The sequence below is a fragment of the Duganella sp. CY15W genome, from assembly GCF_009857555.1.
Classification (GTDB): domain Bacteria; phylum Pseudomonadota; class Gammaproteobacteria; order Burkholderiales; family Burkholderiaceae_D; genus Rugamonas; species Rugamonas sacchari.
Genome location: NZ_WWCQ01000001.1, coordinates 783,056 through 808,942, shown reverse-complemented (window position 1 = coordinate 808,942; position 25,887 = coordinate 783,056). Strand labels below are relative to the sequence as shown.

The 25,887-nt window shown below is 53.8% G+C and carries 32 protein-coding genes, 8 tRNA genes and 1 pseudogene; 9 read left to right on the top strand and 32 right to left on the bottom strand.

Annotated features, from left to right (window positions below):
* The first annotated feature begins 88 nt into the window (after window positions 1-88).
* Both GTP58_RS03910 and GTP58_RS03905 read left to right on the top strand, forming a co-directional pair.
* Entirely contained in the window at window positions 89-751 is a 663-nt protein-coding gene (locus GTP58_RS03910) for a DUF6683 family protein (RefSeq protein ID WP_161076341.1), read from the top strand.
* A gap of 45 nt (window positions 752-796) precedes the next feature.
* The gene (locus GTP58_RS03905) at window positions 797-1,468 is read left to right on the top strand and encodes a hypothetical protein (RefSeq protein ID WP_161076340.1); all 672 of its coding nucleotides are present in this window, start codon (window positions 797-799) and stop codon (window positions 1,466-1,468) included.
* On the opposite strand, the gene GTP58_RS03900 is transcribed toward GTP58_RS03905, so the two are convergent.
* The 3 genes from GTP58_RS03900 to earP all read right to left on the bottom strand — a co-directional run bounded on the left by GTP58_RS03900 (window position 1,458) and on the right by earP (window position 5,032).
* Window positions 1,458-3,056, bottom strand: a complete 1,599-nt coding sequence (locus GTP58_RS03900) for an amidase (protein ID WP_161076339.1) — start codon at window positions 3,054-3,056, stop codon at window positions 1,458-1,460. The genes GTP58_RS03905 and GTP58_RS03900 overlap by 11 nt on opposite strands.
* A gap of 139 nt (window positions 3,057-3,195) precedes the next feature.
* A complete protein-coding gene (locus tag GTP58_RS03895; protein WP_161076338.1) occupies window positions 3,196-3,771 on the bottom strand; it encodes an elongation factor P in 576 nt (191 codons plus the stop codon).
* Window positions 3,772-3,895: 124 nt separating this feature from the next.
* Window positions 3,896-5,032 carry an elongation factor P maturation arginine rhamnosyltransferase EarP gene (gene earP, locus GTP58_RS03890; RefSeq protein WP_161076337.1) on the bottom strand — a complete coding sequence of 379 codons (1,137 nt, stop codon included), beginning with the start codon at window positions 5,030-5,032 and terminating at the stop codon, window positions 3,896-3,898.
* Window positions 5,033-5,179: 147 nt separating this feature from the next.
* On the opposite strand from earP, the gene GTP58_RS03885 reads away from it, so the two are divergent.
* From GTP58_RS03885 to GTP58_RS03875, 3 genes are all read left to right on the top strand, one after another.
* Window positions 5,180-6,040 (top strand): hypothetical protein, encoded by an 861-nt coding sequence (locus GTP58_RS03885; RefSeq protein WP_161076336.1) that lies wholly within the window; start codon window positions 5,180-5,182, stop codon window positions 6,038-6,040.
* Between the two features lie 76 nt (window positions 6,041-6,116).
* Window positions 6,117-6,419 carry a hypothetical protein gene (locus GTP58_RS03880; protein ID WP_072783704.1) on the top strand — a complete coding sequence of 101 codons (303 nt, stop codon included), beginning with the start codon at window positions 6,117-6,119 and terminating at the stop codon, window positions 6,417-6,419.
* Between the two features lie 24 nt (window positions 6,420-6,443).
* Window positions 6,444-8,378, top strand: a complete 1,935-nt coding sequence (locus tag GTP58_RS03875) for a S8 family serine peptidase (RefSeq protein WP_161076335.1) — start codon at window positions 6,444-6,446, stop codon at window positions 8,376-8,378.
* Window positions 8,379-8,422: 44 nt separating this feature from the next.
* On the opposite strand, the gene GTP58_RS03870 is transcribed toward GTP58_RS03875, so the two are convergent.
* The 11 genes from GTP58_RS03870 to GTP58_RS03820 all read right to left on the bottom strand — a co-directional run bounded on the left by GTP58_RS03870 (window position 8,423) and on the right by GTP58_RS03820 (window position 13,514).
* Window positions 8,423-8,498 (bottom strand) — tRNA-Glu (locus GTP58_RS03870).
* A gap of 39 nt (window positions 8,499-8,537) precedes the next feature.
* Window positions 8,538-8,613 (bottom strand) — tRNA-Glu (locus GTP58_RS03865).
* 177 nt (window positions 8,614-8,790) lie between these two features.
* A complete protein-coding gene (locus GTP58_RS03860; RefSeq protein ID WP_161076334.1) occupies window positions 8,791-9,279 on the bottom strand; it encodes a hypothetical protein in 489 nt (162 codons plus the stop codon).
* Window positions 9,280-9,680: 401 nt separating this feature from the next.
* A complete protein-coding gene (locus GTP58_RS03855; RefSeq protein ID WP_161076333.1) occupies window positions 9,681-10,028 on the bottom strand; it encodes an SMI1/KNR4 family protein in 348 nt (115 codons plus the stop codon).
* A 45-nt stretch (window positions 10,029-10,073) separates the two neighbouring features.
* Complete coding sequence (locus GTP58_RS03850; protein WP_161076332.1) at window positions 10,074-10,397, bottom strand: hypothetical protein; 324 nt, start codon at window positions 10,395-10,397, stop codon at window positions 10,074-10,076.
* Window positions 10,398-10,455: 58 nt separating this feature from the next.
* Window positions 10,456-10,983 (bottom strand): hypothetical protein, encoded by a 528-nt coding sequence (locus GTP58_RS03845; RefSeq protein WP_161076331.1) that lies wholly within the window; start codon window positions 10,981-10,983, stop codon window positions 10,456-10,458.
* Between the two features lie 79 nt (window positions 10,984-11,062).
* The gene (locus GTP58_RS03840) at window positions 11,063-11,539 is read right to left on the bottom strand and encodes a low molecular weight protein tyrosine phosphatase family protein (RefSeq protein ID WP_202413471.1); all 477 of its coding nucleotides are present in this window, start codon (window positions 11,537-11,539) and stop codon (window positions 11,063-11,065) included.
* Between the two features lie 59 nt (window positions 11,540-11,598).
* Window positions 11,599-11,910, bottom strand: coding sequence for an ABC transporter (locus GTP58_RS03835; protein ID WP_161076330.1), 312 nt, complete (start codon window positions 11,908-11,910; stop codon window positions 11,599-11,601).
* Between the two features lie 70 nt (window positions 11,911-11,980).
* On the bottom strand, window positions 11,981-12,301 hold the full coding sequence (locus GTP58_RS03830) for a DUF6678 family protein (RefSeq protein WP_161076329.1): 321 nt from the start codon (window positions 12,299-12,301) through the stop codon (window positions 11,981-11,983).
* 44 nt (window positions 12,302-12,345) lie between these two features.
* Window positions 12,346-12,684 (bottom strand): hypothetical protein, encoded by a 339-nt coding sequence (locus GTP58_RS03825; protein ID WP_161076328.1) that lies wholly within the window; start codon window positions 12,682-12,684, stop codon window positions 12,346-12,348.
* A 35-nt stretch (window positions 12,685-12,719) separates the two neighbouring features.
* Entirely contained in the window at window positions 12,720-13,514 is a 795-nt protein-coding gene (locus GTP58_RS03820; protein WP_161076327.1) for a tetratricopeptide repeat protein, read from the bottom strand.
* A 451-nt stretch (window positions 13,515-13,965) separates the two neighbouring features.
* On the opposite strand from GTP58_RS03820, the pseudogene GTP58_RS03815 reads away from it, so the two are divergent.
* Window positions 13,966-14,588, top strand: a pseudogene (locus tag GTP58_RS03815) (tyrosine-type recombinase/integrase).
* A gap of 29 nt (window positions 14,589-14,617) precedes the next feature.
* Here the strand turns inward: GTP58_RS03815 and GTP58_RS03810 are convergent.
* Window positions 14,618-14,908: an H-NS family nucleoid-associated regulatory protein gene (locus GTP58_RS03810; protein WP_161076326.1), complete on the bottom strand. Its 291-nt coding sequence runs from the start codon at window positions 14,906-14,908 to the stop codon at window positions 14,618-14,620.
* Between the two features lie 182 nt (window positions 14,909-15,090).
* Here GTP58_RS03810 and GTP58_RS03805 point away from each other — a divergent pair, with 182 nt between their 5' ends.
* The 3 genes from GTP58_RS03805 to GTP58_RS03795 all read left to right on the top strand — a co-directional run bounded on the left by GTP58_RS03805 (window position 15,091) and on the right by GTP58_RS03795 (window position 17,251).
* Complete coding sequence (locus tag GTP58_RS03805) at window positions 15,091-15,537, top strand: tetratricopeptide repeat protein (protein ID WP_161076325.1); 447 nt, start codon at window positions 15,091-15,093, stop codon at window positions 15,535-15,537.
* Window positions 15,538-15,608: 71 nt separating this feature from the next.
* The gene (locus GTP58_RS03800; protein WP_161076324.1) at window positions 15,609-15,878 is read left to right on the top strand and encodes a hypothetical protein; all 270 of its coding nucleotides are present in this window, start codon (window positions 15,609-15,611) and stop codon (window positions 15,876-15,878) included.
* 812 nt (window positions 15,879-16,690) lie between these two features.
* Complete coding sequence (locus GTP58_RS03795) at window positions 16,691-17,251, top strand: hypothetical protein (protein WP_161076323.1); 561 nt, start codon at window positions 16,691-16,693, stop codon at window positions 17,249-17,251.
* 82 nt (window positions 17,252-17,333) lie between these two features.
* Here GTP58_RS03795 and GTP58_RS03790 read toward each other — a convergent pair whose 3' ends face one another.
* From GTP58_RS03790 to gltX, 17 genes are all read right to left on the bottom strand, one after another.
* On the bottom strand, window positions 17,334-17,810 hold the full coding sequence (locus GTP58_RS03790; RefSeq protein ID WP_161076322.1) for a hypothetical protein: 477 nt from the start codon (window positions 17,808-17,810) through the stop codon (window positions 17,334-17,336).
* 41 nt (window positions 17,811-17,851) lie between these two features.
* Window positions 17,852-18,145 (bottom strand): hypothetical protein, encoded by a 294-nt coding sequence (locus GTP58_RS03785; protein ID WP_161076321.1) that lies wholly within the window; start codon window positions 18,143-18,145, stop codon window positions 17,852-17,854.
* A gap of 53 nt (window positions 18,146-18,198) precedes the next feature.
* Window positions 18,199-18,528 carry a hypothetical protein gene (locus GTP58_RS03780; protein ID WP_161076320.1) on the bottom strand — a complete coding sequence of 110 codons (330 nt, stop codon included), beginning with the start codon at window positions 18,526-18,528 and terminating at the stop codon, window positions 18,199-18,201.
* Window positions 18,529-18,709: 181 nt separating this feature from the next.
* Window positions 18,710-19,372, bottom strand: coding sequence for a hypothetical protein (locus GTP58_RS03775; protein WP_161076319.1), 663 nt, complete (start codon window positions 19,370-19,372; stop codon window positions 18,710-18,712).
* 69 nt (window positions 19,373-19,441) lie between these two features.
* A complete protein-coding gene (locus GTP58_RS03770; protein WP_161076318.1) occupies window positions 19,442-19,822 on the bottom strand; it encodes a hypothetical protein in 381 nt (126 codons plus the stop codon).
* A gap of 328 nt (window positions 19,823-20,150) precedes the next feature.
* Window positions 20,151-20,933 carry an ATP-grasp domain-containing protein gene (locus GTP58_RS03765; protein ID WP_161076317.1) on the bottom strand — a complete coding sequence of 261 codons (783 nt, stop codon included), beginning with the start codon at window positions 20,931-20,933 and terminating at the stop codon, window positions 20,151-20,153.
* Between the two features lie 69 nt (window positions 20,934-21,002).
* Window positions 21,003-21,296, bottom strand: coding sequence for a hypothetical protein (locus GTP58_RS03760; RefSeq protein WP_161076316.1), 294 nt, complete (start codon window positions 21,294-21,296; stop codon window positions 21,003-21,005).
* Between the two features lie 30 nt (window positions 21,297-21,326).
* Complete coding sequence (locus tag GTP58_RS03755) at window positions 21,327-21,728, bottom strand: hypothetical protein (RefSeq protein WP_161076315.1); 402 nt, start codon at window positions 21,726-21,728, stop codon at window positions 21,327-21,329.
* Window positions 21,729-21,784: 56 nt separating this feature from the next.
* Complete coding sequence (locus GTP58_RS03750) at window positions 21,785-22,228, bottom strand: hypothetical protein (RefSeq protein WP_161076314.1); 444 nt, start codon at window positions 22,226-22,228, stop codon at window positions 21,785-21,787.
* 100 nt (window positions 22,229-22,328) lie between these two features.
* Window positions 22,329-22,718 carry a hypothetical protein gene (locus GTP58_RS03745; protein ID WP_161076313.1) on the bottom strand — a complete coding sequence of 130 codons (390 nt, stop codon included), beginning with the start codon at window positions 22,716-22,718 and terminating at the stop codon, window positions 22,329-22,331.
* A 952-nt stretch (window positions 22,719-23,670) separates the two neighbouring features.
* Window positions 23,671-23,746: transfer RNA gene (locus GTP58_RS03740), tRNA-Glu, on the bottom strand.
* 32 nt (window positions 23,747-23,778) lie between these two features.
* Window positions 23,779-23,854: transfer RNA gene (locus tag GTP58_RS03735), tRNA-Ala, on the bottom strand.
* Window positions 23,855-23,899: 45 nt separating this feature from the next.
* A tRNA-Glu gene (locus GTP58_RS03730) sits at window positions 23,900-23,975 on the bottom strand.
* 33 nt (window positions 23,976-24,008) lie between these two features.
* Window positions 24,009-24,084: transfer RNA gene (locus GTP58_RS03725), tRNA-Ala, on the bottom strand.
* Window positions 24,085-24,126: 42 nt separating this feature from the next.
* Window positions 24,127-24,202: transfer RNA gene (locus tag GTP58_RS03720), tRNA-Glu, on the bottom strand.
* Between the two features lie 33 nt (window positions 24,203-24,235).
* Window positions 24,236-24,311 (bottom strand) — tRNA-Ala (locus GTP58_RS03715).
* An 85-nt stretch (window positions 24,312-24,396) separates the two neighbouring features.
* A complete protein-coding gene (gltX, locus tag GTP58_RS03710; RefSeq protein WP_161076312.1) occupies window positions 24,397-25,818 on the bottom strand; it encodes a glutamate--tRNA ligase in 1,422 nt (473 codons plus the stop codon).
* Window positions 25,819-25,887: the final 69 nt, after the last annotated feature.

Here is a 25,887-nt window from a genome sequence, read left to right as displayed (position 1 = left end):
TAGTGACTTGCATGCGGTAGAAACTGCTGTATCGTGCGCGGATTCTTGTTTATTCTTCATCGCTTCCCAAACCTGATGAGGAGCGGCGATGAAATACGGTGTGTTATTCGCGGCACTGATGGCGGGCGTCACGCCCTTGAGTTACGGCCAGTGTTGCGGCTATGGCATGCAGAACATCACCGTCTGGCCGCAGCCGGACCTGCGTGTGCCGGTCTTGACCACGACCCAGATCGCGCAGCAGCATTTGCAAACGCCGGTGGCGAAAGCCAGGCCGGCCATCCAGGCCAACGCCCATGCGCTGTCGCTGCACTTCCCGCAAGCCAAACGCGCCGAGATGGAGAAAATGTACATCCAGAGCATGGACGTCTACCTCAAGGTAGAGCAGAAAATGAAATGGAAGCCGCGCGACCTCTCCGGCGGCATCGCCGCTTTCGTGGTCGGCAACTACATGATCCTCAATAACACCGACGTCTCCGACGAGGCATTTGATGCCGTCGCGCGCCAGTTCCGCGCGCAGCCCGGCATGCAGAAACTGAACGACAACCCGGACCAGAACAAGATCCGCGACGTGTTCGAGCAAAGCGCCATGGTTGGCACCTTCATGGCGCTGGTGCATATGTCTGGAAAACAGCAGCCGCAACCGCCGGAGGTGCAGGAAAACCTGCGCAAGTCCGCCATCGAAAACCTGCAACTGGCGCTGCGCATGGACCCGGCCAAACTCCGCATCGACAACCAGGGCATGCACGAATAAGCCAATCACGTTACCATGCGCGTCTTGATTGCATGGGAACCCAATATGGACAAGCTCACTTCAGCGCTGCACCGGCTTTATCTGATCGGCGGCCAGTTCACCGATGCGGCCGGGCAGACCCGCGCCCTGATCATCGATTTCCACAAGGCCGAGGGCGAGCAGCACTGGACGCGTTTGTGCGATGTGGCCAACGCGCTGCAGAAGGAACTGGGCCTGCCCGCTCCCGCCGTCAGCGTATCGGGTGGTGACGCCTACCGTTTGTGGCTGTCGCTGGCGCGGCCGGTCAGCGCCGAGGCGGCACGCCGCTTTCTGGCCTTGCTGCACACGACCTACTTCCCGGACGAGCAGATCGATCTGGGACGCAGCGAGGTCCCGCTGCCGCCATCGCTGAACGAGGCCACGGGCTTGTGGGCGGCCTTCGTCAACCCGAGCATGGGCGGCGCCCTGGCCGACGATCTGGGACTGGAAATGGCGCCGCCGGACGCCGCGCAAGCCGCCTTCCTCGACAACCTGGACAGCATCACGGAAGAACAATTCGCCCACGCCCTGGCGACGCTACAACGCCAGCACGACGCTCCGCCTGCGCCGCCGCCCATGCCGCCACGCGACGCGGTGCCGCCAGGCCTGCTGCTCAAGGACGCTTCGCTGGAAGACATCGTGCGCCGGCTGCACGCCATGGGCATCGAGCCGACCTTCCGTCACATCCTCAAATCCTGACGCTGGGCGGGAACTGCGGCGCGCGCCGGTGCAGCGTGGCTTGCTCATACGAGTACGCCATGCGTATCAGCGCCGCTTCGCTGTAAGCCGCGCCGACAAAGGACAAACCGACCGGCAGTCCATGCACATAGCCCGCCGGCACCGTGATGTGCGGATAGCCTGCCACCGCAGCCGGTGACGAGAAGCCGCCCGTGTCATGGTCGCCGTTGACGAAGTCGGTCAGCCACGCCGGACCGCCGGTGGGCGCCACCAGCGCATCGAGCTGGTGCTCCTTCATGACCTTGTCGATCCCTTCCGCGCGCGCGTAGCGGCGGTTGTTGGCCAGCGCTTCCTGGTAGGCCGGCGTATCCAGGCCGCCCTTGGCCTGCGAACGCTCCAGATATTCCTGGCCAAAGTAAGCCAGCTCCTGCTGCGCATGCTGCTGATTGAAGATGATGAGTTCCGCCATATTGGACACGGGCGCGTTGGGCGCATACTCTTTCAGATACGCCGCCAGGTCCGCCTTGAATTCATACAACAGCACTTCAGTTTCGCTGGCGTCGTACTTGCCGACGTTGGGCACGTCCGTTTCCACCAGCACCGCGCCTTGCGATTTCAAATCCAGCAGCGCTTTTTCAATCACTGCATCGCGCTCGGCGTGCTGGCCGAAGAAATTGCGGGCCACGCCGATGCGCGCGCCTTTCAAGCCGCCCTTGTCCAGCGCGGCGCGGTAGTCGGCCAGCTTGCCTGCGCCCTCCTGCGTTACCGGGTCACGCGGGTCGACACCGGCCATGGCGAACAGCATGAGTGCAGCATCGGCCACACTGCGCGCCATCGGCCCGGCCGTGTCCTGCGAATGGGCGATGGGAATAATGCCGCTGCGGCTCACCAGGCCCAGCGTCGGCTTGATGCCCACCAGCCCGCAGATAGAGGCTGGCGAGACGATCGAGCCATCGGTTTCCGTGCCCACCGCCAGCGTCGCCAGGCCGGCGGCAATCGCCGCGCCCGAGCCGGAACTGGAACCGCTGCAATTGCGGTCCAGCGAATACGGATTCAAGGTCAGGCCGCCACGTGCGCTCCAGCCGCTGACGGAATGGGTGGAGCGCATATTCGCCCACTCGCTCAGATTGGTCTTGCCGATGATGACCGCGCCAGCCGCACGCAGTTGCGCCGTCACATGGGCGTCGCGCGCGGCGCGCACGCCGGCCAGCGCCAGCGAACCGGCGGTGGTGCTCATGCGGTCGGCCGTGGCGATATTGTCTTTCAACAGAACGGGGATGCCGTGCAGCGGACCACGCACGCGCTTGAGGTTGCGCTCACGGTCCATGTCAAGCGCAATCCTGAGCGCTTCGGGATTGATCTCGATGACGGAATTCAGGCGCGGCCCGGATTTGTCGATGGTCTTGATACGCGCCAAGTACTGCGACGTCAGCGAATGCGAGGTCAGTTTGCCCGCCTCCATCATCTGCTGCTGTTCCCAGACACCGGCGTCGAGGATGCCACCCGTGCCCAGTTTGGGTGCGGCGCCGGCAGGTCCCGCCAGTACCCGGTTGCTGCTGCCGGCGGCGCCTGCCGCCAGTCCGATTTTTACGAAATCCCTGCGATCCATGCCATCCCCGTGGTTATCACCAATGCGCCGAATTTGTTGCGTTACATTAATATATCAGCAGGTTGCAACTTACACCACAAAAATTGATAAAAAAAAAGCACGCCACCAGGGCGTGCTTTTTTGATCGCGAAGAATCGGCTTAGTTACGCACGACTTTCTTGAATTCGTTGGTACGGGTGTCGATCTCGACGATGTCGTCTTGCGACACGAACAGTGGTACCTGGATCGAGAACTGCTTGGCTTCGATCGCGTTTTCGATCTTGGCTTCTTTGGTCACGTTGCCCGAGGTGTTGCCTTTAACTGCAGGCTCCGAGTACACGATCTGACGCTGGATGGTGGTTGGCAGTTCAACCGAGATTGCTTTGCCATCGTAGAACACGGCTTCGCATTCCATGCCGTCTTTCAGGTAGTTCAGGGCGTCGCCCAAGTTTTCTTCTTCGATTTCGTACTGTTCGTAGTCAGCGTCCATGAACACGTACAGTGGGTCTGCGAAGTACGAGTAGGTGACTGGCTTCTTGTCCAGAACAACCACGTCGAATTTGTCATCGCCGCGGAACACGCTTTCGAACGGCGCGCCGGTCAGCAGGTTCTTCATTTTCCACTTGTAGGTGAAGCCCGTGCGGCTCGATCCGTTGACGTCGGAGCGCAGCACGATGAATGGCTTAGCGTCAACCATAATGATATTGCCAACACGAATTTCTTTTGCAGGTTTCATAGTGATTCTACTTAATAAGGTGGTTGCGTAAAGATCATTGTCGCCTAGCTGGCTTACGTTTGATCGGGTAAAAAATGCGTCATATAGATTAACCCGGCATTGTACCTTGTTTTTTCCGCAGCGCCTATCTCAGCGTCGCGGCAAAGACCAGCATGTTGCTGGCCAGGTCGCCTAGCGACAACATCTGCTGCTGCCACTCGGCGGCGCGGACAGTCGCAGCGGCGGCCTCCGCTTCCAGCGCGGCCCAGGATGCCGCCCAGTCCTCCGCCTCGCCTTGGCTTGGCGCGCCGTTCCAGCGCAGCGAGAAATCGGCCAGCCCCGGCAACGCGCCCGCATAGCGCTGCAGGAAGGCGCGCAGCTTCTTGTGATGCAGGTTCTCGTCCTGCGGGTAGATATGCCAGATGAAAGGCTTGCCCGCCCATTGCGCGCGCACGAAGGAATCCTCGCCACGCACAAAATTCAGGTCGCAGGCCCACAGCAGCTTGTCGTAGTCCGGCTGCGGCACAAATGGCAGCACGCGCACCGTCAGCGCGCCGTGCGTGGCCACAGTCCCCGCCCGTCCATCGCCGCCCGTGAAGCTGCGCACCGTGTCGGCCGCCACACCTTCTGGCACCAGACAGGTCATCGGCTGGCTGGCGGTTTGCCAGGCCTCGAACAGGGCCGACACCGGTGCGTGCGGATAGCAGAACAGCGAGATCCTGGTGCTCGCAATTTCAGCCGGCGTCAACCCCAGCTGAGACAGGAACGCCGCTGGCGCGAATTGCAGACGCTCCTGCTCCAGCCCTGCTTCGCGCAGCAGGCCGCCAGTCTTGCCGGTAAAGCCCGGGAAGAAGAAATGCTTGATCAATCCACCTGGCTGCGGCGAGGTCAGGCGATGACAGCCCTCCACCCATTCTTCCGCCGTCAGCCCTTCCAGGTTGAACCAGACCGGTCGCGGCTCGCACTGTTTCATGGCCTCGATATAGCCAGGTGGAATATCCACCGCAAAGAATTCGATCACGATGTCCGCCACCTCGTGCGGCATGTAACTGCCATCCTGATCGCGCCAGTGGCGCACGGTGACGCCATCCACCTGCTGCAGTTCCGCGCCCTCCGCGACTGGCGGGCAGATGCGCTTGAAGCTGGCCAGATCATCCACGTACAACGTAACGGCGAGCCCATGCTCGCGCACCAGCTGTTTGGCCAGGCGCCAGCAAATACCGATATCGCCGTAGTTATCAACGACGCGGCAGAACAGATCGAGACGGCGGAATTTCATCATGTATGGGGGCTGCAAAAACTCGAGGCTGGATGATAACTGATTAACGTTAGATAAGAACCAAGAATATCAAAACTTCCCGCACATCGGCCAGTCCAATCCTTCCAGCACGGCCAGTCGGCTGCGCTACCACCACAACAAGGAGAAGTCATGAATGAATTCCAACAGTACTACGGACAAGCGCTAGCACCACAACAATTTGGCGACCTCGCCCCCCAAGGTTTCTTCGGCAGTCTACTAGGCGCGCCATTGGGTGGACTGATCGGACGCGGCATCGGCGGCCTGTTTGGCAATGCCAACCTGGGCCGCCAGATCGGCCAGGCAGCAGGCGGCATCGGCGGCTCGCTGCTGCCGTTTGGCGCCGATCCCGTCGCCGCCGCTTACGCGCAGCAGGCGCAACAACAGCAACTGCTACAGCAACAACAGCAACAACAGATGCTGCAACAGGCCCAGCTGGCGCAACTGGCACAGCAAGCGCAACTGGCGCCACAAGGCTGGTTCGGCAACATCATCAAGAGCGTGGCACAACCACTGGGTAGCGCGATTGGCGGCGCCTTCGGCAATAGCGGCATCGGCGGCACCATCGGCGGCATCGCTGGCCAGCTGGGTGGCATGCTGCCGTTTGGCGCCGACCCCGTGAGCGCGGCCTATGCGCAGCAGGCGCAACAGCAGCAGCAACAACAGCTCCAGCAACTACAACAACTGCAGCAGATGCAGCAACTACAGCAGCTGCAACAACAAGGGCTGGCGCCGCAAGGATGGTTCGGCAACATCATCAAGAGCGTGGCGCAGCCACTGGGTAGCGCCATTGGCGGCGCCTTCGGCAATAGCGGCATCGGCGGCACCATCGGCGGCATTGCCGGGCAACTGGGCGGCATGCTGCCCTTCTGCGTTGACCCCATGGCGCTCTATGCCCAGCAACAGGCCCAGCTCGCACAGCTGATTCAGCAAGCCCAATTGGGACAGCAAGGTAATGGCGCGCAGTATGGTGGCCAGCAATCGCTGCACTGATACGGCACCCTGACCACGTCAACGTGCTCTCCAGCGGCAACCACCACCGGGGAGCACCGCTTCAAGGAGAGTCTGCATGTTCAATTCTTCCGATGCAGCGCAAGCGTTGCCGGACAAGGCGCGCTTCCTGATCCATGCCGAGCACGGCGCACCGCTCAACGATTTTTTGGCGATCGCCGCAATTGATCCCGACATCACCGTGCTGGATGTGATCGGCCCACCAGACCGTCCGCACACGGCGGTGGTGGAACTCAGCCCCGGCAAGGCGCGCCTGCTGGACGAGCATTTCCGCCAGAGCGCCACACCCAGCCACCAACTCAGCATCGAGCCAGACCGTCCGCTATCCATGTTCGACAGCGGCCCGTTTAACGAACTGTAAAAGAACTTTAAAAGGAATATCCCCATGCCCAAGAATCTACCTGGCGGCGCCACCGCACCGCCCGATGCCCCAGTATCCAGCGCCGATGGCGAAGCGGCTGCCTCGCCTGACGGCAGCAGCCGCGAAGCACGCGGCATCGACGGCGCCGCCGCGCCGAGAGACACGCCACAGCCAAACGGCCGCAGCAACAGCAACGGTGCCGGCCGCAGCGTCGGCACCCGCAAAAAACAGTTTGTCATTGCCTCACGCCTGCCACCGGACGGCCTGCAAACACTGGGCTTCCAGCCCTTGCAGTTTGACGCGGTAGAACAGGCACTGCGCAGCAACAGCGATATTGAAGTGGTCGACAAGATCAGTCTCAAGTCCACGCTGGGCGCGCTGGCTGACGGCATGGGCGGCGCGCAAGGCGTGCTGGTAGCGCGCATGACGGAACAAAAAGCCGCCGCGCTTCACCAGCAGGCACAAGGACGCCTGCTGGTGGAACGCGATCAGCAATTGAACCTCATGGACCCGGCGCTGCGCCTGCCCGGCATGGTCACGGGCGTCAATCCCAGCACCGCCGGCGGGCCGGTACTCAATGCCGTGATCAGTGTCATCGGCAAAGACGGCGCACCGCAGGCCAATGCGGAAGTATCGCTGTTTGGCAGCATGCTACCGGCCAGCGGCGTGACGGATGCCAACGGCCAGGTAAGCTTGTCGCTGTTTGGCGAAACGGCAGACACCGTGCGCGGCCTGTACGTCAAGCCCAAGGCCGACTACTGGAGCTTCTACCAGCGCGACCCCGATATCAGCAGCGACGAACCCAACGTCGTGGCATTGCGCGCGCTGTCCGACTGGCCATCCCTGGCAGGCTTCCCGCGCCAACGCGCCTACGGCTGGGGACAGAAAGCCATGCGGCTGGACCAGCTGCCCAGCAAGTATCGCGGCCAGGGCATCAAGATCGGCATCATCGATTCCGGCGCCGCCACCACGCACGACAACTTGCATGGCATCCATGCCGGCTTCGACATCATCAACAAGAAAGTCGACCCCAACACCTGGGACCAGGACACGCTGGGCCACGGCACCCACTGCGCGGGCGTGATCGCCGCAGCCGACATCGCCTCCGGCATCCGCGGCTTCGCCCCCGACGCCGAAATCCATGCGTGCAAGCTTTTCCCCGGCGGCCAGATCAGCCAACTGATCGAAGCGCTGGAATACTGCATCGACAAACAAATCGACGTCGTCAACCTGAGCCTGGGCGGCGAGGAAGTCTCGGAAGCGCTGGAGCAGCAAATCATGCGCGCCAAACGGGCGGGCGTGGCGTGCATCGTCGCAGCCGGCAATTCAGCGGGACCGGTGCAATACCCTGCTTCGTCGCCCAACGTGCTGGCGGTAGCCGCGATCGGCAAGTTCGATGAATTCCCGGCCGACAGCTATCACGCGCAAACGCTGGACAGCAATGTCGACGCATACGGCTACTTCTCAGCCAAGTTCAGCTGCTTCGGGCCGCAGGTAGCCGTGTGCGCGCCGGGCGTAGCCATCACATCGTGCGTGCCGCCGAATAATTTCGCAGCCTGGGATGGCACCTCGATGGCAACGCCGCACGTGACAGGACTCGCGGCGTTGTGCCTGGCCCACCATCCGGACTTCCAGTCGCCACAGTACAAGACACCCGGGCCGGACCGCGTGGAGCGGCTATTCCAGATCATCCGCGCCAGCGCGCACCGCGTTAGCCTGGGAGATCAGAGCCGGATTGGTTTTGGTTTGCCCGATGTGCTGGCGGCAGTCGGCCTGCAGCTGCAACCCGGCCAACAAGCCGCGCAGGCCATGGCGCCGCAACAGGCTGGGGGCATGGCTTACGATCCGCTGGGACTGGATATGATGCAGATGCAGATGGCGGCGCAGAACCAGCCGTGGCCCTTGCTGCATGTGGGACGCTTCCCGCTGCCCCATCCCTACAACCCCATCATGTGGTAGGGCCGGAAATGCAAAAAGCCGCACGAAGCGGCTTTTTGCTGATTTGGCGTCCCCACGGGGATTCGAACCCCGGTACTCACCGTGAAAGGGTGATGTCCTAGGCCTCTAGACGATGGGGACAGAAACCTGTCCGTACTGGCCTTGTTTGGAAATGTCTTTTGGCGTCCCCACGGGGATTCGAACCCCGGTACTCACCGTGAAAGGGTGATGTCCTAGGCCTCTAGACGATGGGGACATTTCCAAGGCGCGTACTATATCAGCGCCGTTCCCCGAACGCAATAGCAAACCCTTGTTTTTGCTGAAAAATCACAGCAAGATTGGCAGGTCCGCAACATTATATTCATTTCGTACCAGAGGCCGCTTCCGCCCCTAAGCCGACCTTGCTTAAGTCAGTGAGGCGCACAAAAGACATCTATTTTTTCTTTTTCCGGACTTCTAACGGGGCGAGACATTGGATTTCAGCTTTATCGGCCGTCAGATTTTTCCGCATGCCATCTATTAGTTGACTGCATATTTCAGCAGGCTTAGCCGTTGCCAAACCATACCAAGCCGTGTAAATAGGTGCCCACTTCCCGGATTGTTTTAGTACATATGCATCAGGCAATTTTTCATCACGCAGCATCGGTTGCAATTCTTTCGGTAGCATATATGCGCAGGTCGAAGGAATTAGTTTTATAGCGCCGTTCTGACTTAAACGATGGATAGCGGTCTCAAACACATCAATTTGATTCTGGCAATCGGACAATGTTCCATTCGGAAGGGTTCCAACGTTTAGCGTCTTAACCACACCGTGTTCCCTCTGTCGCTCTACACCATAGATGGCGTAAACAGGAACTTGGCCATATGCCTCAGCACACAACGCGAGCAATACTAGAGGTATTAGAAGTTCGAAAGTACGCACAAAATATTGATTAAATTGAAAAGTATTGTATGGTCGACTCAGCGGCGGCTTCTGACCGAATTCTGACTAGCTTACGTCAGACGGAGCTGAGCTATGCTCATTCTTCTTTCCTTTGAAAAATGGCAGCCAACCAAAGTGCCAGCCAACAAAGGTCGCGAGCCAAGGAAGTCCAAGCACCCAAAAGCCCAATAGGTGGCCAATACGTTGCCCAAGTTCGGAATCCGTTAATGTGCTGGTGTCCAGGTGCACCCAGAATCCAGCTAAAGCTCCGATAAGGACAAAGTGAAGCACGTACCAAAAAACAAATATAATAAAATTTCTCATATCAAGCGCCAACTGGAAATGAAGGGGTATCTAATCAGCTCTTCACCGACTACGATTGGCCGTTTGCGGCATGGCGGTCAATCGATGGGACAGCCTTGCCGCAACCAGGTCTGCATGTCTGATGCAATCTGAATAAAATCATCCTCGCTCATCGAACCTTGGTCAACTATGAAGATGGGACCAGTGACTTTCCCTAAGTTGGTAACAATCGCACGTCCCCCACTATCATCTCCTAAAGCAAAGTATCCAGCACAATACTTCTTAGTTTCAAAGGTCCGGTTTCGCTCCACTACATCTTCAGCACCATAGATAAGGACTCGGCCATTAACAATTTTACCGGCACACGTGCGCAACAAATCCATATAGTCAGATTGAAGGTCCTCATCACTCCAGCGGCGAATGTTGTCTATTGCGTCTTCTCTCATTGATTGCCCCAGTTTTACGAATGGTCCGCTATTGGCCGAGCACGGTCAGGTTCGGTCAACCCATGCGTCTTCACAACGAACATAGACAACTATTGGAAGATGGTGCATCGGTTCCGGCTCAGGCGCAATAATAAATTCTTCGTTGATGCGTAAAATCTGCCCTGAAGGATATGCCGCATGAATCTCCGTCACCGCGCAACTTAGCGCTTCTGCTGCGGATTCGGGCAATCTGCCATCGGTGTAAACACGGAACTCAATTTCATGCCCTGAAGAATCAAGGCTCATCGAAATACTTCTGACGCGAGGTGTTATGTGAGTCGCCAGCGCTATTTGTGCAATCGCCCGTAATTGAAAAATTTCGGTGGTCATAATTTCGCAAATCTCGTCATTTGGCTTCCGGCAGCTAATGGCCGTTATGCACCCGCTTTTAAGCTGTGGCCCATGTCAGCCCATTGGTGGCGTGATTAGCCTCAGTTGGTGGACTGTCGCACTCAGTGAAGCTAATGCTAGAGGAATGCGGTTCAAGTTGGCTTACGAGGTTAAATAGTTGCAGTGATTTGAGTTCATCAATAAAAGTCAGCACATCAACCTTATTCCAGCAATCAACAACCGACTTAGCCGCATTGAGTTGAAAGAACTCAAGGGGTGGTTTGTAGCAAATCGAGAGACGCAGCTTATAGCCAGCGCCCCATTCCCAGAAATTCGCACCGTCGATTGGCGGGAAGCGCAAGATACGATTAATTCCAAACTCTAAAACAGAACCACGCCCCCTATCCAATAGCTCAAAATAGGCTACCAAGCCGTCGCCCTGCGTTGCCCTTAGACCATCAACTTCGCTTGACTGCCAGTGCTCAGTAGCCAAACGCAATGCATCCGGCGCGTCCAAATTTTTCAGATGTTGTCCTGCCGAACGCAACGACTGGCGCAATGATTTTTCTAGTTCAGTGGCGAGCAAGCCCAGCAAATCCTAAGAGTTTAGATATTCGTTTACTTTTCCAGTATGCGCAACGGCGGCTATTGGCCGATATCTGACGTTACTCGATCATCAAAATTGACGGCACAGCCTGATTCAGCTGTTCGATCAGCTCCGCATCCATATATTTATAGTCATCAGGAATATCTAGTACGTGAATGGGTTTAAAATCCAAAACTCGCGTGTACTCTGCTTTCAACCGAGACTTGTGCTTCTCTTCCATAACAAGGATTACATCAGCCCACCGAATATCATCCTCTGAAACATGGTGTCGAGCATTAGGACTTGTCCCTCCGGATCGCACGTTCAACTTTGGATGACCGCGCCAGACTGCTTCTGCCGTTGGGCTTCTCCATTGATTTTTGCTACAAACGAAGAGAACGTTGATTCGCTCACTAGCCTTGGCAACAGAGTTTTTTCTTAGCTCAGTTTCAGAAATTCTAGGGTAATCAATACCAAGTTGCTTTGCGCGTGCAAGCTTTGTCGACCTGATGTACAACTCCTTCCAGTTCTTTTCGCGTTTTCCTTCATTTTTCATATCGTATATTGTTCAATGACATAAGATTGCGATGGCTGCTTTTGGCCGACTTCGGCCACCTATGCAACTATAAACTCATCGGCCGAATTCTCAGGCCAGATAGTTGTAAAGGTATCCTCGGAAAGCACCCTGAATCCGGATTTTATACGGTTCAACAATTTATGTTTAATCAAGCACGGTTTGCTTTTCTCGAAGGCTGCTTCTGGATTTGAAGTCAATATGAAGATATTTATTTCACCACAGCCCATATCATGGCCATCAACCTCGGCAATATCGCCCAGCTTAACAGCCAGTTCCTGTTCCAAATCCATCATCGCATCAAAGTCCGACAGCGACTCGCCGCGTACTTGTAAGACCAACTGATAGTTCATAACTTCCCATGAAAACGCTACATCGTGATAGCGGATACCAGTTCGAACGACCGCATATGGCCGTTAGACGTCAAGCTAGGTAATCGACCTCGACGCCCAACTCGGCGTAGCCAAGAACTCGAAACCCGGTTTCAGTGGATTCTCCTGGAACGTGGACCTTGGCCAGCTCAGTCAATACCGCCTGCCGTTGTGCGGGAGATTCGATAGCGATTTCTACCCATTTAATGAATTTATATCCGCCATTCAAGAAGTGGTAAAACCATTCTCCATCCCACTCTGAGAGGTGTCCATTTTCCACGTGCAATGTACGCCATTTGGGTGAGAGTGGCCCAAGCCCATACATCGCCAGTCTCAACTCATCCCACTTCGTATCGTTCATCAATGACAGCATACGGCTGTTCTTTCTATGGCTAGGTCCGCTCTTGGCCGTTAGCACTACTTCCACATATAGGAAGCACCACGCACTAAATTACTAATCGCGGCTTCACTAAGCCAAGAATACCTTGTCCTCAATGCAGCGCTTGCCAATTCTGCGCCGGACTCACAGCTCGGCTGAATCCAATGGGTAGAAGAGTTGGCCTCCTGCCAAACTTCTTCAACAAGAGCGGCATTTTGTGCCGTAAGCCCTTTTGCAGCTAATGTTTCACGAACATAAGTCCATGGCCTGGCCCACTGGGAGAACTGTTCAAGCGCCTCATTGACTTGCTGATTGTTGATCATGTTTTCTTTCAAACGTATCACGTCCGTCGGCTTCTGGCCGTGTTCTGCCCCCATCTCACTGCTTTGAGCAAATTCTGAGACAGACCGGTTCAGCGCAGTCCAGTTTGTGAACTTACTGGCAACACGGCAGAAGGAGTCCAAGTTCGGACCAATTGTTCTGCCTCCTCAATTTGTTCCGCACTCATCTTTGCTAGAATTTTCGGAAGTGTTTTTTCGGCCGCCGGGACGTGTGCGGTTGCGGCAACGGACACGAAATAATATGCCAGAACTCTGTCAGCGGGGACGCCATCTCCGAGTGCATACATGATTCCCAGGTTCACATAAGAAGGCATCTCCCCCTGCATTGCGGCCTGTCGATAGAAATAGGCTGCCTTCGATGGGTCTCTTGGAAAATCCGGAGCACGATCGTAAATTAAGCCTAACATGGCCTGAGCTTCCTTCAGACCTTGGTCAGCCGCTTTGATGTACCAATCGATTGCCTTAGGCATGTCCTTGTCAACGCCGCGTCCAACCCGATAGCCCTCACCCAAGTTGAATTGGGATTTTGCATTACCTTGTTCTGCGGCTCGGCGGAACCATTCAAGTGCCTTGCCAATATCTTGGTCGACACCACGTCCAGCCAGATACGATGTCCCGAGGTTGAACTGCGCACGGCAGTCGCCTTTCTCTGCAAGTATTCCCCAAGCATCGACAGCAGCTTTATAGTCACCGGAAGCAAATGCAGCTGTTCCTCGGTCAAACGTCGAGTTCGCAGCATCGTTCGTTCCCTGAGAAAAACGATTGAAACAGGCATCTTTGGCCTGCGCAGGTAGCGCTATAAACACTGTACTGAGCAACGCCGATAGCGCAAACTTTGACTTGCACATTTTCTCTAGTATCTTCAATTTTTGACAGCTTAGATTTCAAACCTGAGGTGGAGGCCCGTCCGCTTGGCCGATAGCGTAAGAGTTAAGGGCTTACCCCTGGCTGAACTGTGGCCGCTGGTTGCGACTGCTGGGAAGGCGCTGGAGTCGTCCCGAAGCATGACCGAGTGTCATCTGTTACAGGGCCCTCCGTGCAGTAAAATCCATTTTTATTGAACCCTACTGCGCAACCGGATATACAGAAAGCCACCAACAATGTAAGCAGCAGAACGGGCATCTTCGTTCTCGGACCGTATTTCATTTTTTCTTCCATCTTATTTGATGACCGCTATTGGCCGTTCTCGGCCCAGCATGCTGCGCCTCAGCCATAGGATACCAGCTTGCTGAAATGGAAATATCACAAATTCCCACATGACAAAGCAATCTACATAGACGGCGCGCATAGTAGAGGTCCAAACAAAGGAGGTCCATCATGAACACACTTACTTCCGCCTCGGAGCGCCGTGCTCCATGGAATAAGGGCAAACTAATTGGCCCAAAGGCGCCGCTCCGCATTAGCGAGATATGTGCTATCAGGGTCAGACTTGAAATCTATGGGCGACGGCGAGACCTAGCGCTTTTCAACCTGGCCATCGACAGCAAATTGCGTGGTTGCGATCTCGTGCAACTTCGGGTGCAAGACGTTTGCCATGGCAACCACGTGGCCAGCCGCGCCACTGTAATGCAACAAAAGACAAAACGCCCGGTGCAATTTGAGCTCACTGCCGGCACGCGGAAAAGTCTGGTTGAATGGATCAGTTCTGCAGGCCTGAGACACAGCGATTATCTGTTCCCGAGCCGGATCGGAAATTCACCATTTCAACTAGGCAGTATGCCCGCATCGTACATCAGTGGTTCGAAGAAATCGGCCTCGATCCTACGGCATATAGCACGCATACTCTGCGCAGAACCAAGCCCACGCTTGTTTATCGGCGGACTAAGAATCTGCGCGCGGTCCAGCTCTTACTTGGACATACACGCCTAGAAAGTACAGTCCGATACCTCGGAATAGAAGTTGATGATGCGCTCGAAATGGCTGAACAAACTGATGCCTGATAAGGAGCAGAAAGCGCACCATCGACTGATCATCGAATCAGGTATTGATCCTTATCTTTACCTTCGAGCCACTTTGGTGCGCGACCGCGGCCAGTCCAAGTGTCGCCAGTTGCCTCATCCCTGTATTTGATCTCTACGGGTTTGCGAGGAGCCTTAAACGCTTGCTTGGACGCACCGCCAAGGTCAGCTACGGTTAATCCATATTCGCTCATGATCGCCTTGATCTTAGCCCTCGCCTCGGCGACCTCAGCAAGACGAGCGGCTTCAGCTTTAGCCTGAAGTTCAGCGATTTGCTTTTGATAGTCCTGGTACGAAGACATTGCACGACCCTTTACATGAGTTGAGATGGACTAATTGTACAAGCGACGAATTCATTTTGGTGGACTATTGTGATAATCAGTGTATTTTCCCAACATGCAAAATGCTATGCTGAGCGGCGGATAGATTCGGCCAATAGCGGCCGTTCAGGCAAGCTTAAAATTTTAACTTTAGGATTGACCGTATGGAATTGGAACTACCTGCCGAGGCTCATGAACAAATAGCTGCATTATCCGCATCAGGTGATGCCCGGGCTGACGTTAGTGACTGGACCGGTGCGATTTCGAAGTACAACGAGGCTTGGAAAATTATTCCAGAACCGAAAAATGAATGGGAAGCCAGCATCTGGGTGCTTGCCGCAATCGCAGATGCTTGCTTCTTCAGTGGTTATTTTGAGTCCGCACTAGATGCACTTCGCTATGCACTGCTTTGTCCGGGCGGAATGGCTAATCCTTTCTTGCACCTCCGCTTGGGTCAATGTGCATTAGAGAAGGGCTTACTCGAAGAAGCAGCAGAGCACTTGGCGCGAGCGTATATGCTAGAGGGAGCGAAAATCTTCCAAGCTGAAAATTCCAAATACTTCGATTTCTTGAAGACCAAGATGTTGCCTCCGCCATCGGGACATTGGTAGGCCACGATATGCAGCAACCGGCCACGAGCAGCCTGTGGGAAAATCTTTCAAACATTTTTGCGCAGAACTAAATGGAAAAACGAGCAGTTATAGATATCGTTGGCCCCTGGGTTGATCCTGGCTTCGAATCAAGCTTCATTGGTCGTTGTCGCGACAACTGGTCGATGCCTATAGGCGAAATTACGAACTATGTATTGGCCACCTTCATTCGCCAGCGAATTGCATTGGACCTAGTGGTACCTGAAGCGCACCGGCGTATTGCATCCGGCTATACGGATGAAACTGAAATTCTCGATGACGAGCTAGCACTCGCGGTTGCCGGAATTGTGCCGAGTAGGTAATGAACCAATGACAATGCTGCGTTCGGCCAAAAGCTGACCTACAAGAAGGATATGAGCACACTTACTTCAACCGGATGGATTCTCCTTGCGCTCGCTGTGGTGACGCTTGCCCTTGACGCAATCGCCGTGCGAAAGGTATTGGTCTCGCCATTCTACGAACCCACGCAACGGTGGGCACAAGCAGCTCTTATCTTGTTTGTGCCAATATTCGGCGCTTACCTGACCTGGTACCTAGCGCGTGAGCACATCCCACTCTTCCAATCGCCGCAAGTTGACCATGTTAAGGATATTGACCCTACCTGCGGAGATATTGATTATCATGGATGAAATCACCGAGACGGCATAGGGCCAAGAACTGCCTGTCAATGTTTAGAGAACGACGTGGACACGAAAAGACTATTGGATGGGTTAAAGACAGTCTCAAAGTATGCCTTTCTGCACGGGATTGTCACTGCGATAGCATGGCTGGGACCACTTAGTTATGCCGCGTTAGGGTTAGGTTTCAAGGACAAAGAAACCTGGACTTGGCTAGACCATGTCGTCTCAGAAACTGCGCTGCCGCTAGCGAACACGTTAACTACGCCAGGGCGTTACTTTACTTGGGAAGGTGATGGCGGCTTTTTCGTTTCTGCACTTATAACTAGCCTATGCTGGGGAACTGCTATTGCTGCTGTCGTCAATGCATTAAAGCGATTTCGATGGAGATAAGTTTGAAAAAATTTATGATCCTGCCTGGCTGTGTTTGGCCAACAACGGACATTTGGTAAGCTGAAATTGCATAGTCGTTTTCTGTTCAGGGCGTCCATCTTGTTATGGCAGTATTTACACTCTTTATTCACATTCTTATGACTGTTCCTAAATTGATTGTAGCTTGTCTGACCGCAATGGCAGTTTCGCCCCCAACAATCGCTGCTCAGAACGATAATCTTGCGTTTATTTCTGATACTCTAGGCCCGGTCCACGCATGGCGCATAATTCCTCGTGTCTTGCTCGAAAAATGCTCGATCCAACTACCCCAAATGGCCGGCGCAATGCGTGAAACGTATGATGTATGGTCAAGAAAGAATGAATCACTTATATCTTTGATTGATGTGACTGTAGAAAAGGTCGTTCCGTTGTACGCGTCGGCTCTTTCCATTAGCAATTCGGATGCAAAAACTTCCATTGACGACTTCACGACACAGTTGGTTATTGAAAACTATTTCGGGGATAAGAGATTTTCCGGTTCTCAAGTTTGCACTGACTACGGAGTTATAGTTTCAGGTCTGTCCGCACATGGTAGGACTGCGGTAGTTCGAGGTCAATTATATTCAATTGAATCAACTCTTCTTGCCCTTGAAAGAGAATCTTTGCACGTCAACATGCCACACTAGGGGTGCTGCTTCCGGCCAGAAGCGGACCGCTACGGTTTGGATCGAGACAGCTCAGCTATAATGCTGCTCGCGTTTATTTTGTTTAGACATTTGATTGCAAAATAGCATAGGGCACTTCGTTATTGCTTACTGTTTGCGACCGAAAATAATATATAACACCCCGCGTTTGGATGGTTTTATGAACAAATGCTCCATCCTTCATAATGCGATAAGAGGCAGTCTCGCTGTAATATGTTCCTGATAATTTCAAATTACCGATTATTTCACTGTAGCGCTTACTGTTAGCCGGCAATACGCAATCAGGTGGAATTCCCAGTTGACCATCATCCTCACTGATTTTCAAGTTAAAAGAACGCATTGCCGCACCTCTTGAAACCGCCCAAAGTAAGGCATCCATCCTAGGATACTCGCTATTCTCCGCTTCATGTTGAGAAAGAGTGACGAACAGATTGTCCACCACCTCCGCCAGATCATCGTCAATTATGGTGGCGTCAGGATATAGTTGGAATAGTGGTTGGCCAAGGTCTTCTTTTAGCTTAAAAAATTGCTCAGTCCGCATTTTAATTTCCCATTCTTTGAACCATCTGCTTTTGGCCGATCTCAGCCTGAATGAGCCGTACCATTTTGAATGGTCCACGCCGCAGCTAGTCTGCCACCATCGTTACCAGGCACCATATTATCGATTGCAGCCACTTTGCGGAGCGCTGCCTCTAGGTCGAATTTTCCTGAATCGATTAATGCTGCCGCTTCGCTATGCAAAGCATACGCTAGGTGAGCCGCTAAACGCACATCACGAGGCGCGTCATTTTCACTTCCTAAATAAGGACTCAGCAGCAAACGTATCTCGTAAAGAGCATTGGCAATCAGCCGCGCCTCTATGTTATCTATACTCATTTTGTGCTCTAAAAATTCAGCGACCGCTGTTGCCCGAAAGCACCTAAGCGTTATCAGTTCGAACCAAAAAATTCTTGGCGTACGATTCGAAAAAAGGCGGCGTAATCGTGCATTGGTGTTTCAAAAGGCATACAAATTCTATCCATCAGGTCCTTGACTTCTCGCTCCGAAAAATCTTCGAGATCATCGAGTACCGCCTTCATAGCCTGCTTCGATATCGCATTTAAACTTGCGACATCCTCGCGCATTGCCAAATCGATGATTTGACTCCAGTGTTTAGGATCGTTTATGTCTAGCTTGGTTAAGCTTTCCCACTTGGTTCCGTCGATGTACTCAACATCCAGATACTTCAACCAAGACATAAACTGCACGCAGTTCTTCATAGAATTCCTACAGTAAAGCTATACGGTTCGGCAATCAATAGCATTCGACACGGTCGCGACACCAGCGGCAGCTACTGGCCGAATGCGGCGAACATGGTGAGGATAGCATCTTGCCTTCGTGCAAAGCTCACGGTTTTTCAACATGCGGCAGAAGCCGCCCCGTTACGGACATTGCTTACGTTTAGTCGAGTAGGTATTCGTTGTGCGAATCTGCGAGTTGAACAGCTTGCTTCATTGCCGCCTCAACAGCGACTGCCTCGTGTTCTGATAACTTTCGCCGACCTATAAAGCAATATTCTCCGCCAGGGTCGAAATGACTAGAGAAAAGTCCGAAAATTTCTCCGTTAACTTCTTCCACTAGAAGCTCCAAATGTGCTTCAGCTGAAGTACTCGCGCAAATGTACTTGAGCCCATGAATATCCGCGATTCCACACCAAGAAGCCTCCTCCCAGATAAGAAAGGTTGTGGGTGGAACCGTTCGCGTGTCCAAGCATTTCTCCAAGGTCCAGTCCCCAGGAATAGTTCGTAGCACTGGAAGGAGTGGTTCGCAGGAGAGTACTTCAAAGTCGTATCGATATTGCCGCGTATCAGACATTGAAGCACGGCTCACCATTGCGGTCACAATAAAACTCTTTGCAATTTCAGAGGGCTGCTCGCTCCAGCCGTTTATTGCAGTGAACGGCGGCATCCAAATTAGGCGGATGATCTCGCCGACTGGCACCTCAGTGAAGAAAAAGGCGTAGGTCAGTTCACCAGCTTTGGGAAAAATCGCAGCCAAGCTAATTTCATCAGAATAATCAATCCCTGGAATTTTCGGCCACGATTCAGGACAATATACTTTCATTTATTGGTCTAAGCCCAGTTTCAATTATATTTAATTTCGACCGTCCGTTCCTGGCCGGAATCAGCCCCACTACGCCACGCTGATTTGCTCTAACGTCGCATACTTATCAATTCCGTTCGACGTCACGATTACTTCGACCAAAACGCCACCACTGCCATCTATGACCGGAATGACGCATTCGATTAACGCGAAGAGATTGGTAGCGTTCGGAGCGAAGAATTTTACTTCGTAGTCGAGTTTATGTTCACGTGCTAATCCGGAAGCGCCAATCTGCTCTAAACACTCTGCCAGGTCCTCTTGAATAGCTGCCGCTGGTCCCCGGTCAAGTGCAGTCGCATATCCAAAGCGAGAAGCCAGGGTGGTTGTGTCGCCTGAACACAAAAGGCGAACGGCATCACGCCCAACTGCTTTTAGTGCTGCGTCATCAACGCTTTCATTATTTATCTGCACTCTTGAAAACCCTTATATGACCGGCGGCTTCTGGCCGAACGCGGCTATAAAGGCTCACAAAACGGACATCCAGCCGCTGCCCTCCAGTAGACTAATGAATTCACTCATGGATTCGTCAGCGACATTTAATGTCAGACGATATCCTCCTTTGGGATGCCGTCCTTTGAACTCGACTTTTGATGCTCCAGGAGCATTCTTCAGCAGATTCAGCAATGCATCAAGTTCCCCCTCTGAAGGCAGGGTCTCATTATGCCGACGCATCAACCTCAAATATTGCCTCACCAATCCTCCCAAAAACTCACCGGCCGCTCTCGGCCGACAGCTGCATTCACGACTGGCTTTGTAAAATAGCGGCAAACTGTTCTGGTTCCCATTTTTTTCTATCCGAAACCTGTCCGTCGCCCAGTTCGATCAGCCTCAACTCACCGGACTTGGCCATGACAGTATCGACGGAAAAGAATGGACTTGAAATTTTCTTGGCTACTTCATGAACAAGACTCGGAACAGTGCCATTCCGGGAGAACGGCTTTCCGTTAAGCACAAAGTAGCGCTCCTCTGTTTCAGGCAGAAGCTCTTCAAACTTTCTAATACATACGCCGCCCTCTAGAGAGCCACGGTATTGCTCGATTAGCGTAACCACTTCCGCGATTCCATCAGGTGACTCGGCGACAGACCCACGCTGCGTGGTTAGCGATTTGACGTAGTCTTTTACGAAATAGGCGGGCCATTGCTTTCCCTGTACTAGCTTCACAAAATCAGCACCCTTATCCGCAAAGATGGTCTCAGGCGTCCAATCCACACAAAGCGAATACCACCCCGGCAAATAGTGGCACTCACGATATGCATCAGCTTGAGTAACTAAATACGCCTCTTTAGCTGTAACGGCTTCGACTAACCGTACATATACGTCGGGCGTCATCATCCACCCGCGATAGATCACGTCACTCCCTGTTGGCAGCGCGGGCTTTGCACGAAACTCATTGCTTTCGAAATCTTCAAACGAGAACAACGAGCACGGAAGTCCAAGTGTGCTTACAGCGGCATACTCTTCCGCGAAGGCTTCGTCTACGGCAGTCTTATTATATGGGTCAGACGGGTATAGTAAGTACATCTAGAAATTTCCAGGTTATCTCATTCGAAAAGGCAATGTCTGGTTGTGGCCAATTACGGCATTAGAAATTTACTTGCTCCAATCAGGCACTGAGTAACCAGAATCGCGGAATATTGATAGCAATAGACCGTCGAGATTTGCGTCACTAAGACCTTGCGTCTTGCCAGGCCCCATCCAGCGCCAGACAAGTTGTTCGGCCAAACTGTCTAGTTCCACAAACTCATCCGCGAGCATTTCACCGAGGCGACTATTGCTCATCGACGAGTCAGCAGCAAAGATACGCCGGAACACATCGCTTGGGGCGCGGCCAGCTAGAATTTCATGTAACACAGCTAGCCTTTCCATTATTGCTTCCCAAAACATGAGCGGCGGCTTTTGGCTGCGGATTCCAGTCTAGGGAACGTAAACCATATAAACATGGACGACATAACTACCATTCGTCTCCAAAATATGGGCCTGCAGGACCAGATCGCTGCTGCCTTCTTCTTGCGTTGACAGATCAATAAGGACATCCCAGCGATTACCTCCCCAGATACACACTGAAGTATCCCACGTAGACTCCGGAAGATCGATCAACGTCGCTCCGTAGTCACGAATGTAATTTTGGATTTGTTCTCCTATCGTTGCGGAAACTGGGGCAACTCCGGGAATGCCAGTATTGAGCCGATAATCTTTGCGCACGAATGCCGCAATAATCTCCGCCAGGATTGAACGCCAGGTCGAAGGAATTGGACCTTGATTTTGCGCGTCTTTTACCACCGGAATCTCGTAGCCACCCTTGGCATGTGCTTGCACTGGTATCCTTTAGAACTAGAAATTCTTTATCGTGATAAACCGATCGCTTTTGGCCGTTAGCGTCTGTAGCCAAACTTCCACCAACTTTTTGTGGAATGCTTGACCTCTACTTCAACAGTTGGCAAGTCCTTGCGAGTGCCTGGCCAAATACCAGTTACTAGTTCAGGCACAATCCCTTCTGGCATAGGTTCGATATTGCATGCGCCGTAGGTCACATCGACCCAACTCAAGCAGCCCCGCTCATCGGTAAACAAAAGCAAATCAATTTCTTCGGAAAAGTTAGAACTTAGTACCATTTCATAAAATATTCCCGGGCCTGACTGCAACGGTAAGAAGTCGACATTAGCCGGCACATCAAACGCAAAGCCGTGACATCCGCAAGCACAAAGTTGTCCCACCTTGCCAACACCGACCTGAGTGCTTAAAGCCTCAGCGAACGGTAAATCTTGCGCTAGCAAAAAATTCAGCCAATCGGCTGCGTGCTGCTCGGAGTTCGCCATGCTGCTTTCTTAAATAGGAATCTAGTAATCGTTTGAGGTCGAACTAGTGCCCGCAATTGGCCGGATGCGGTACAAATGGTCAAAATGGCCAACTAACTCGCTAAGTTCTGTTGTTCGAATTAGGGTGCGACCTGTAAGCCAGAGCATAACTGATGTAATAGGCGGGAGCCAAAAAGCCAACGACAAGAAAAGCTATGAAGACACGAGCCCAAAAGCTACTGGACATGTGCCCCAAATCCATAATGGTACCGAGAACGAGATCGAAGCAACTAAGCCAAAAGAGTGGCCGCCAGAATCGCAGAATTTCAGCATCCCATTCCAGTGCAACTATAAGAATGGCTGCCGCCAACGAAAGTGCGGAGATAGAAGTGATAAGCACAAAGATCGGGGAATAGCCAAGATCCATGCTGTCCAAAGCCGCTAACTGCCCGAAAAAGCCGACGAGAGTGGCGTAGGCGACAAGAATGAGCTTGGCAACTAATTTGATCACGATGAGCCTGACGTATTGAATTCAAATTAAAAAAGTCCGTAGACCGTACCTGGCTTTCATTTTTACCGTCCAGGACATTTTTCATCAGTAAAAATGTCTTCGGCTGCTCCTGGCCGTTAGCCGCAGTGACGCCCAGTGTAACGTTTTGCCTCTGGGGTCCGTCCTGTAGAATGACATTTAGAGTTGAGACATGTGTACGTCGCCGCCAATTCATCAGCCCCCAAAGCGATTTCCCGCACACCAGTTCTTATCGCACAAACAGCCAACAATGCCAGTTCCCAAGGCACCACTTCTACATTTCGGGATAGCTGGTAGATATTCCACGAGACGCCAACTTTTTCGCGAGCCAAAACGCGAGCTCAGCGCCATATCCCCCTGGATTTACTTGTGAGTCATCAGGAAGAAACGGCGCAAATTTATTGGTTCGTAATTCGACCAGATCCATCAGGTCATTTTGTACACCCATGTCTATCCTGTTAACGTTCTTCAACGGCCTTTACAGGTTATTTCAGGCTTTCTTTCTTATGACGACAGCAAACCCCAATGCTGTCGCAATGCCTATTCCTATACCAAGAGCAAATCCCAAGGTAGAACTGTGCAGGGCAACAGCGAGTGCGGTTCCAGCACCGGCACCGACGCCGGTACCAAGCATTATCGGTAATATCAATTTCGCTCCTTGTTTAGGAAATCGCCTACAACTACAACGGCGGCCTTAGACTGTGGATTCAATCACTCTGCGCAGACAAGCATAGCATTTTTGCCATAGTGAAATTTCACATTTTGTCACCACAAGCGCTTTGGGAGATGAAGATTGGCATATAACGCGGTGTTATCCGGCACAGCACGACGCTCACCGCTGAATCAACATCCGCGGCGCGATGGTATAAAAAGGGAGGATTTTTGAATGCCAAAAAAACAAAAAGCCGCTCATGGCGGCTTGTTCATTACGCTTTGGCGTCCCCACGGGGATTCGAACCCCGGTACTCACCGTGAAAGGGTGATGTCCTAGGCCTCTAGACGATGGGGACCAAGGAACTTCTCAATATGCATTCTACGCTGTTGGTGGAGGTAAGCGGGATCGAACCGCTGACCTCTTGCATGCCATGCAAGCGCTCTCCCAGCTGAGCTATACCCCCCGGGCGCAGAAAACATTTACTACTACCGACCAGCTCTGGCAAAGCTGGCGTCCCCACGGGGATTCGAACCCCGGTACTCACCGTGAAAGGGTGATGTCCTAGGCCTCTAGACGATGGGGACCTCGGAACTACCGTACTACTATCCTGTGCTTGTTGGTGGAGGTAAGCGGGATCGAACCGCTGACCTCTTGCATGCCATGCAAGCGCTCTCCCAGCTGAGCTATACCCCCTCAGGGCACAGAACATTTACTACTAACCAGCCTTGGCGAAGCTGGCGTCCCCACGGGGATTCGAACCCCGGTACTCACCGTGAAAGGGTGATGTCCTAGGCCTCTAGACGATGGGGACCTTGGAACTACCGTACTACTTTCTCTGCAAACTTGGTGGAGGTAAGCGGGATCGAACCGCTGACCTCTTGCATGCCATGCAAGCGCTCTCCCAGCTGAGCTATACCCCCGTTTGCGCGAGAGACAAGAGTATAGCAGAGGCGCCGTATTATGCAAATACCCTTTTGCAACTTTGCCCCTGCTTCAACGCTTAAATCACAGGAACTTTGCCAGGCGCGCCACAACGGTGTCGCGGCCGAAGATTTCCAGCACCGCGTCAATCGCCGGCGTTTGCAACTGGCCCGTAATAAACAGGCGCAGCGGCATGGCGATCTGCGGCATCTTCAAGCCATGTGCGGCCAGCACTTCTTTAATCATGGCGGCCAGCGCTGCCTTGTTCCACTCCACCGTTTTGCAACGCTCGGCAAAGTCGGCCAGCGCTGGCTTGACGGCATCGGTGACGTGCTGGGTCAGCAACGCCGCGTCCGGTTGCGGCTCGCGGTAGAACAGCATGGCGGCGTCGGCCAGTTCGTTAACAGTATTGGTACGCTCTTTCAGCAGACCCAGTACGACTGGCAGCGCCGGTGCGCCTTCGAACACGGCGCCGGCGGCCAGCATGCGCGGCTTGGCCAGTTCGGCCAGGCGCTCATTGTCGGCCTGCTTAATATAGTGGTTGTTCAGCCAGTTCAGCTTTTCGATGTTGAACTGTGCTGCGGAATTCGACAGGTGGGTGCCGTCGAACCACGCGCACACCTGCTCCATCGAGAACACTTCATCATCGCCGTGGCTCCAGCCCAGGCGCGCCAGGTAGTTCAGGATGGCTTCCGGCAGATAGCCCTCGGCGGGATATTGCATGACGTTGACGGCATCCTTGCGCTTGGACATTTTGGCGCCGTCCGAACCCAGGATCATCGGCAGGTGGCCGTACAGCGGCAGCGGTGCGCCAATCGCGCGCAGGATATTGATCTGGCGCGGCGTGTTGTTGACGTGGTCGTCGCCGCGCAGCACGTGGCTGATTTCCATATCCAGGTCGTCGATCGCCACGCAGAAGTTATAAGTTGGCGTGCCGTCCGGGCGCGCGATCACCAGATCGTCCAGCTCTTTATTACCGATGGTGATGGTGCCTTTGACGAAGTCATCCCAGCTCACTTCGCCATCCAGTGGGTTCTTGAAGCGCACTACCGGCTTGCGGCCTTCCGGAATCGCCGGCAGTACCTTGCCTGGCTCTGGACGCCAGGTGCCGTCGTAGCGCGGCTTTTCGCCAGCGGCCGTTGCGCGGTCGCGCATGGCCTGCACTTCTTCCTGCGACGAGTAGCAGTGGTAAGCGGTGCCCGCTTCCAGCATCTGGCCCACCACTTCGCGGTAGCGGTCCATGCGCTGCATCTGATAGAACGGACCTTCGTCGTGGTTCAGGCCCAGCCATTCCATGCCTTCGATAATCGCCTGCACGGCTTCCGGCGTCGAACGTTCCAGGTCGGTATCTTCAATCCGCAGCACGAAGGTGCCGCCGAAGTGACGGGCGAAGGCCCACGAATACAGCGCCGTGCGGGCGCCGCCGAGGTGGAGGTAGCCGGTCGGGCTAGGGGCAAAACGGGTGCGGACTGGCTTGGCTGGTGCCGGTGTTGGTACGTTCGTCATCGAAGTAAAAAAGCTGAGATATAAAAGCGCTATTTTACCGCGTCAGCGTGGGCTTGGCGCCAACAACCG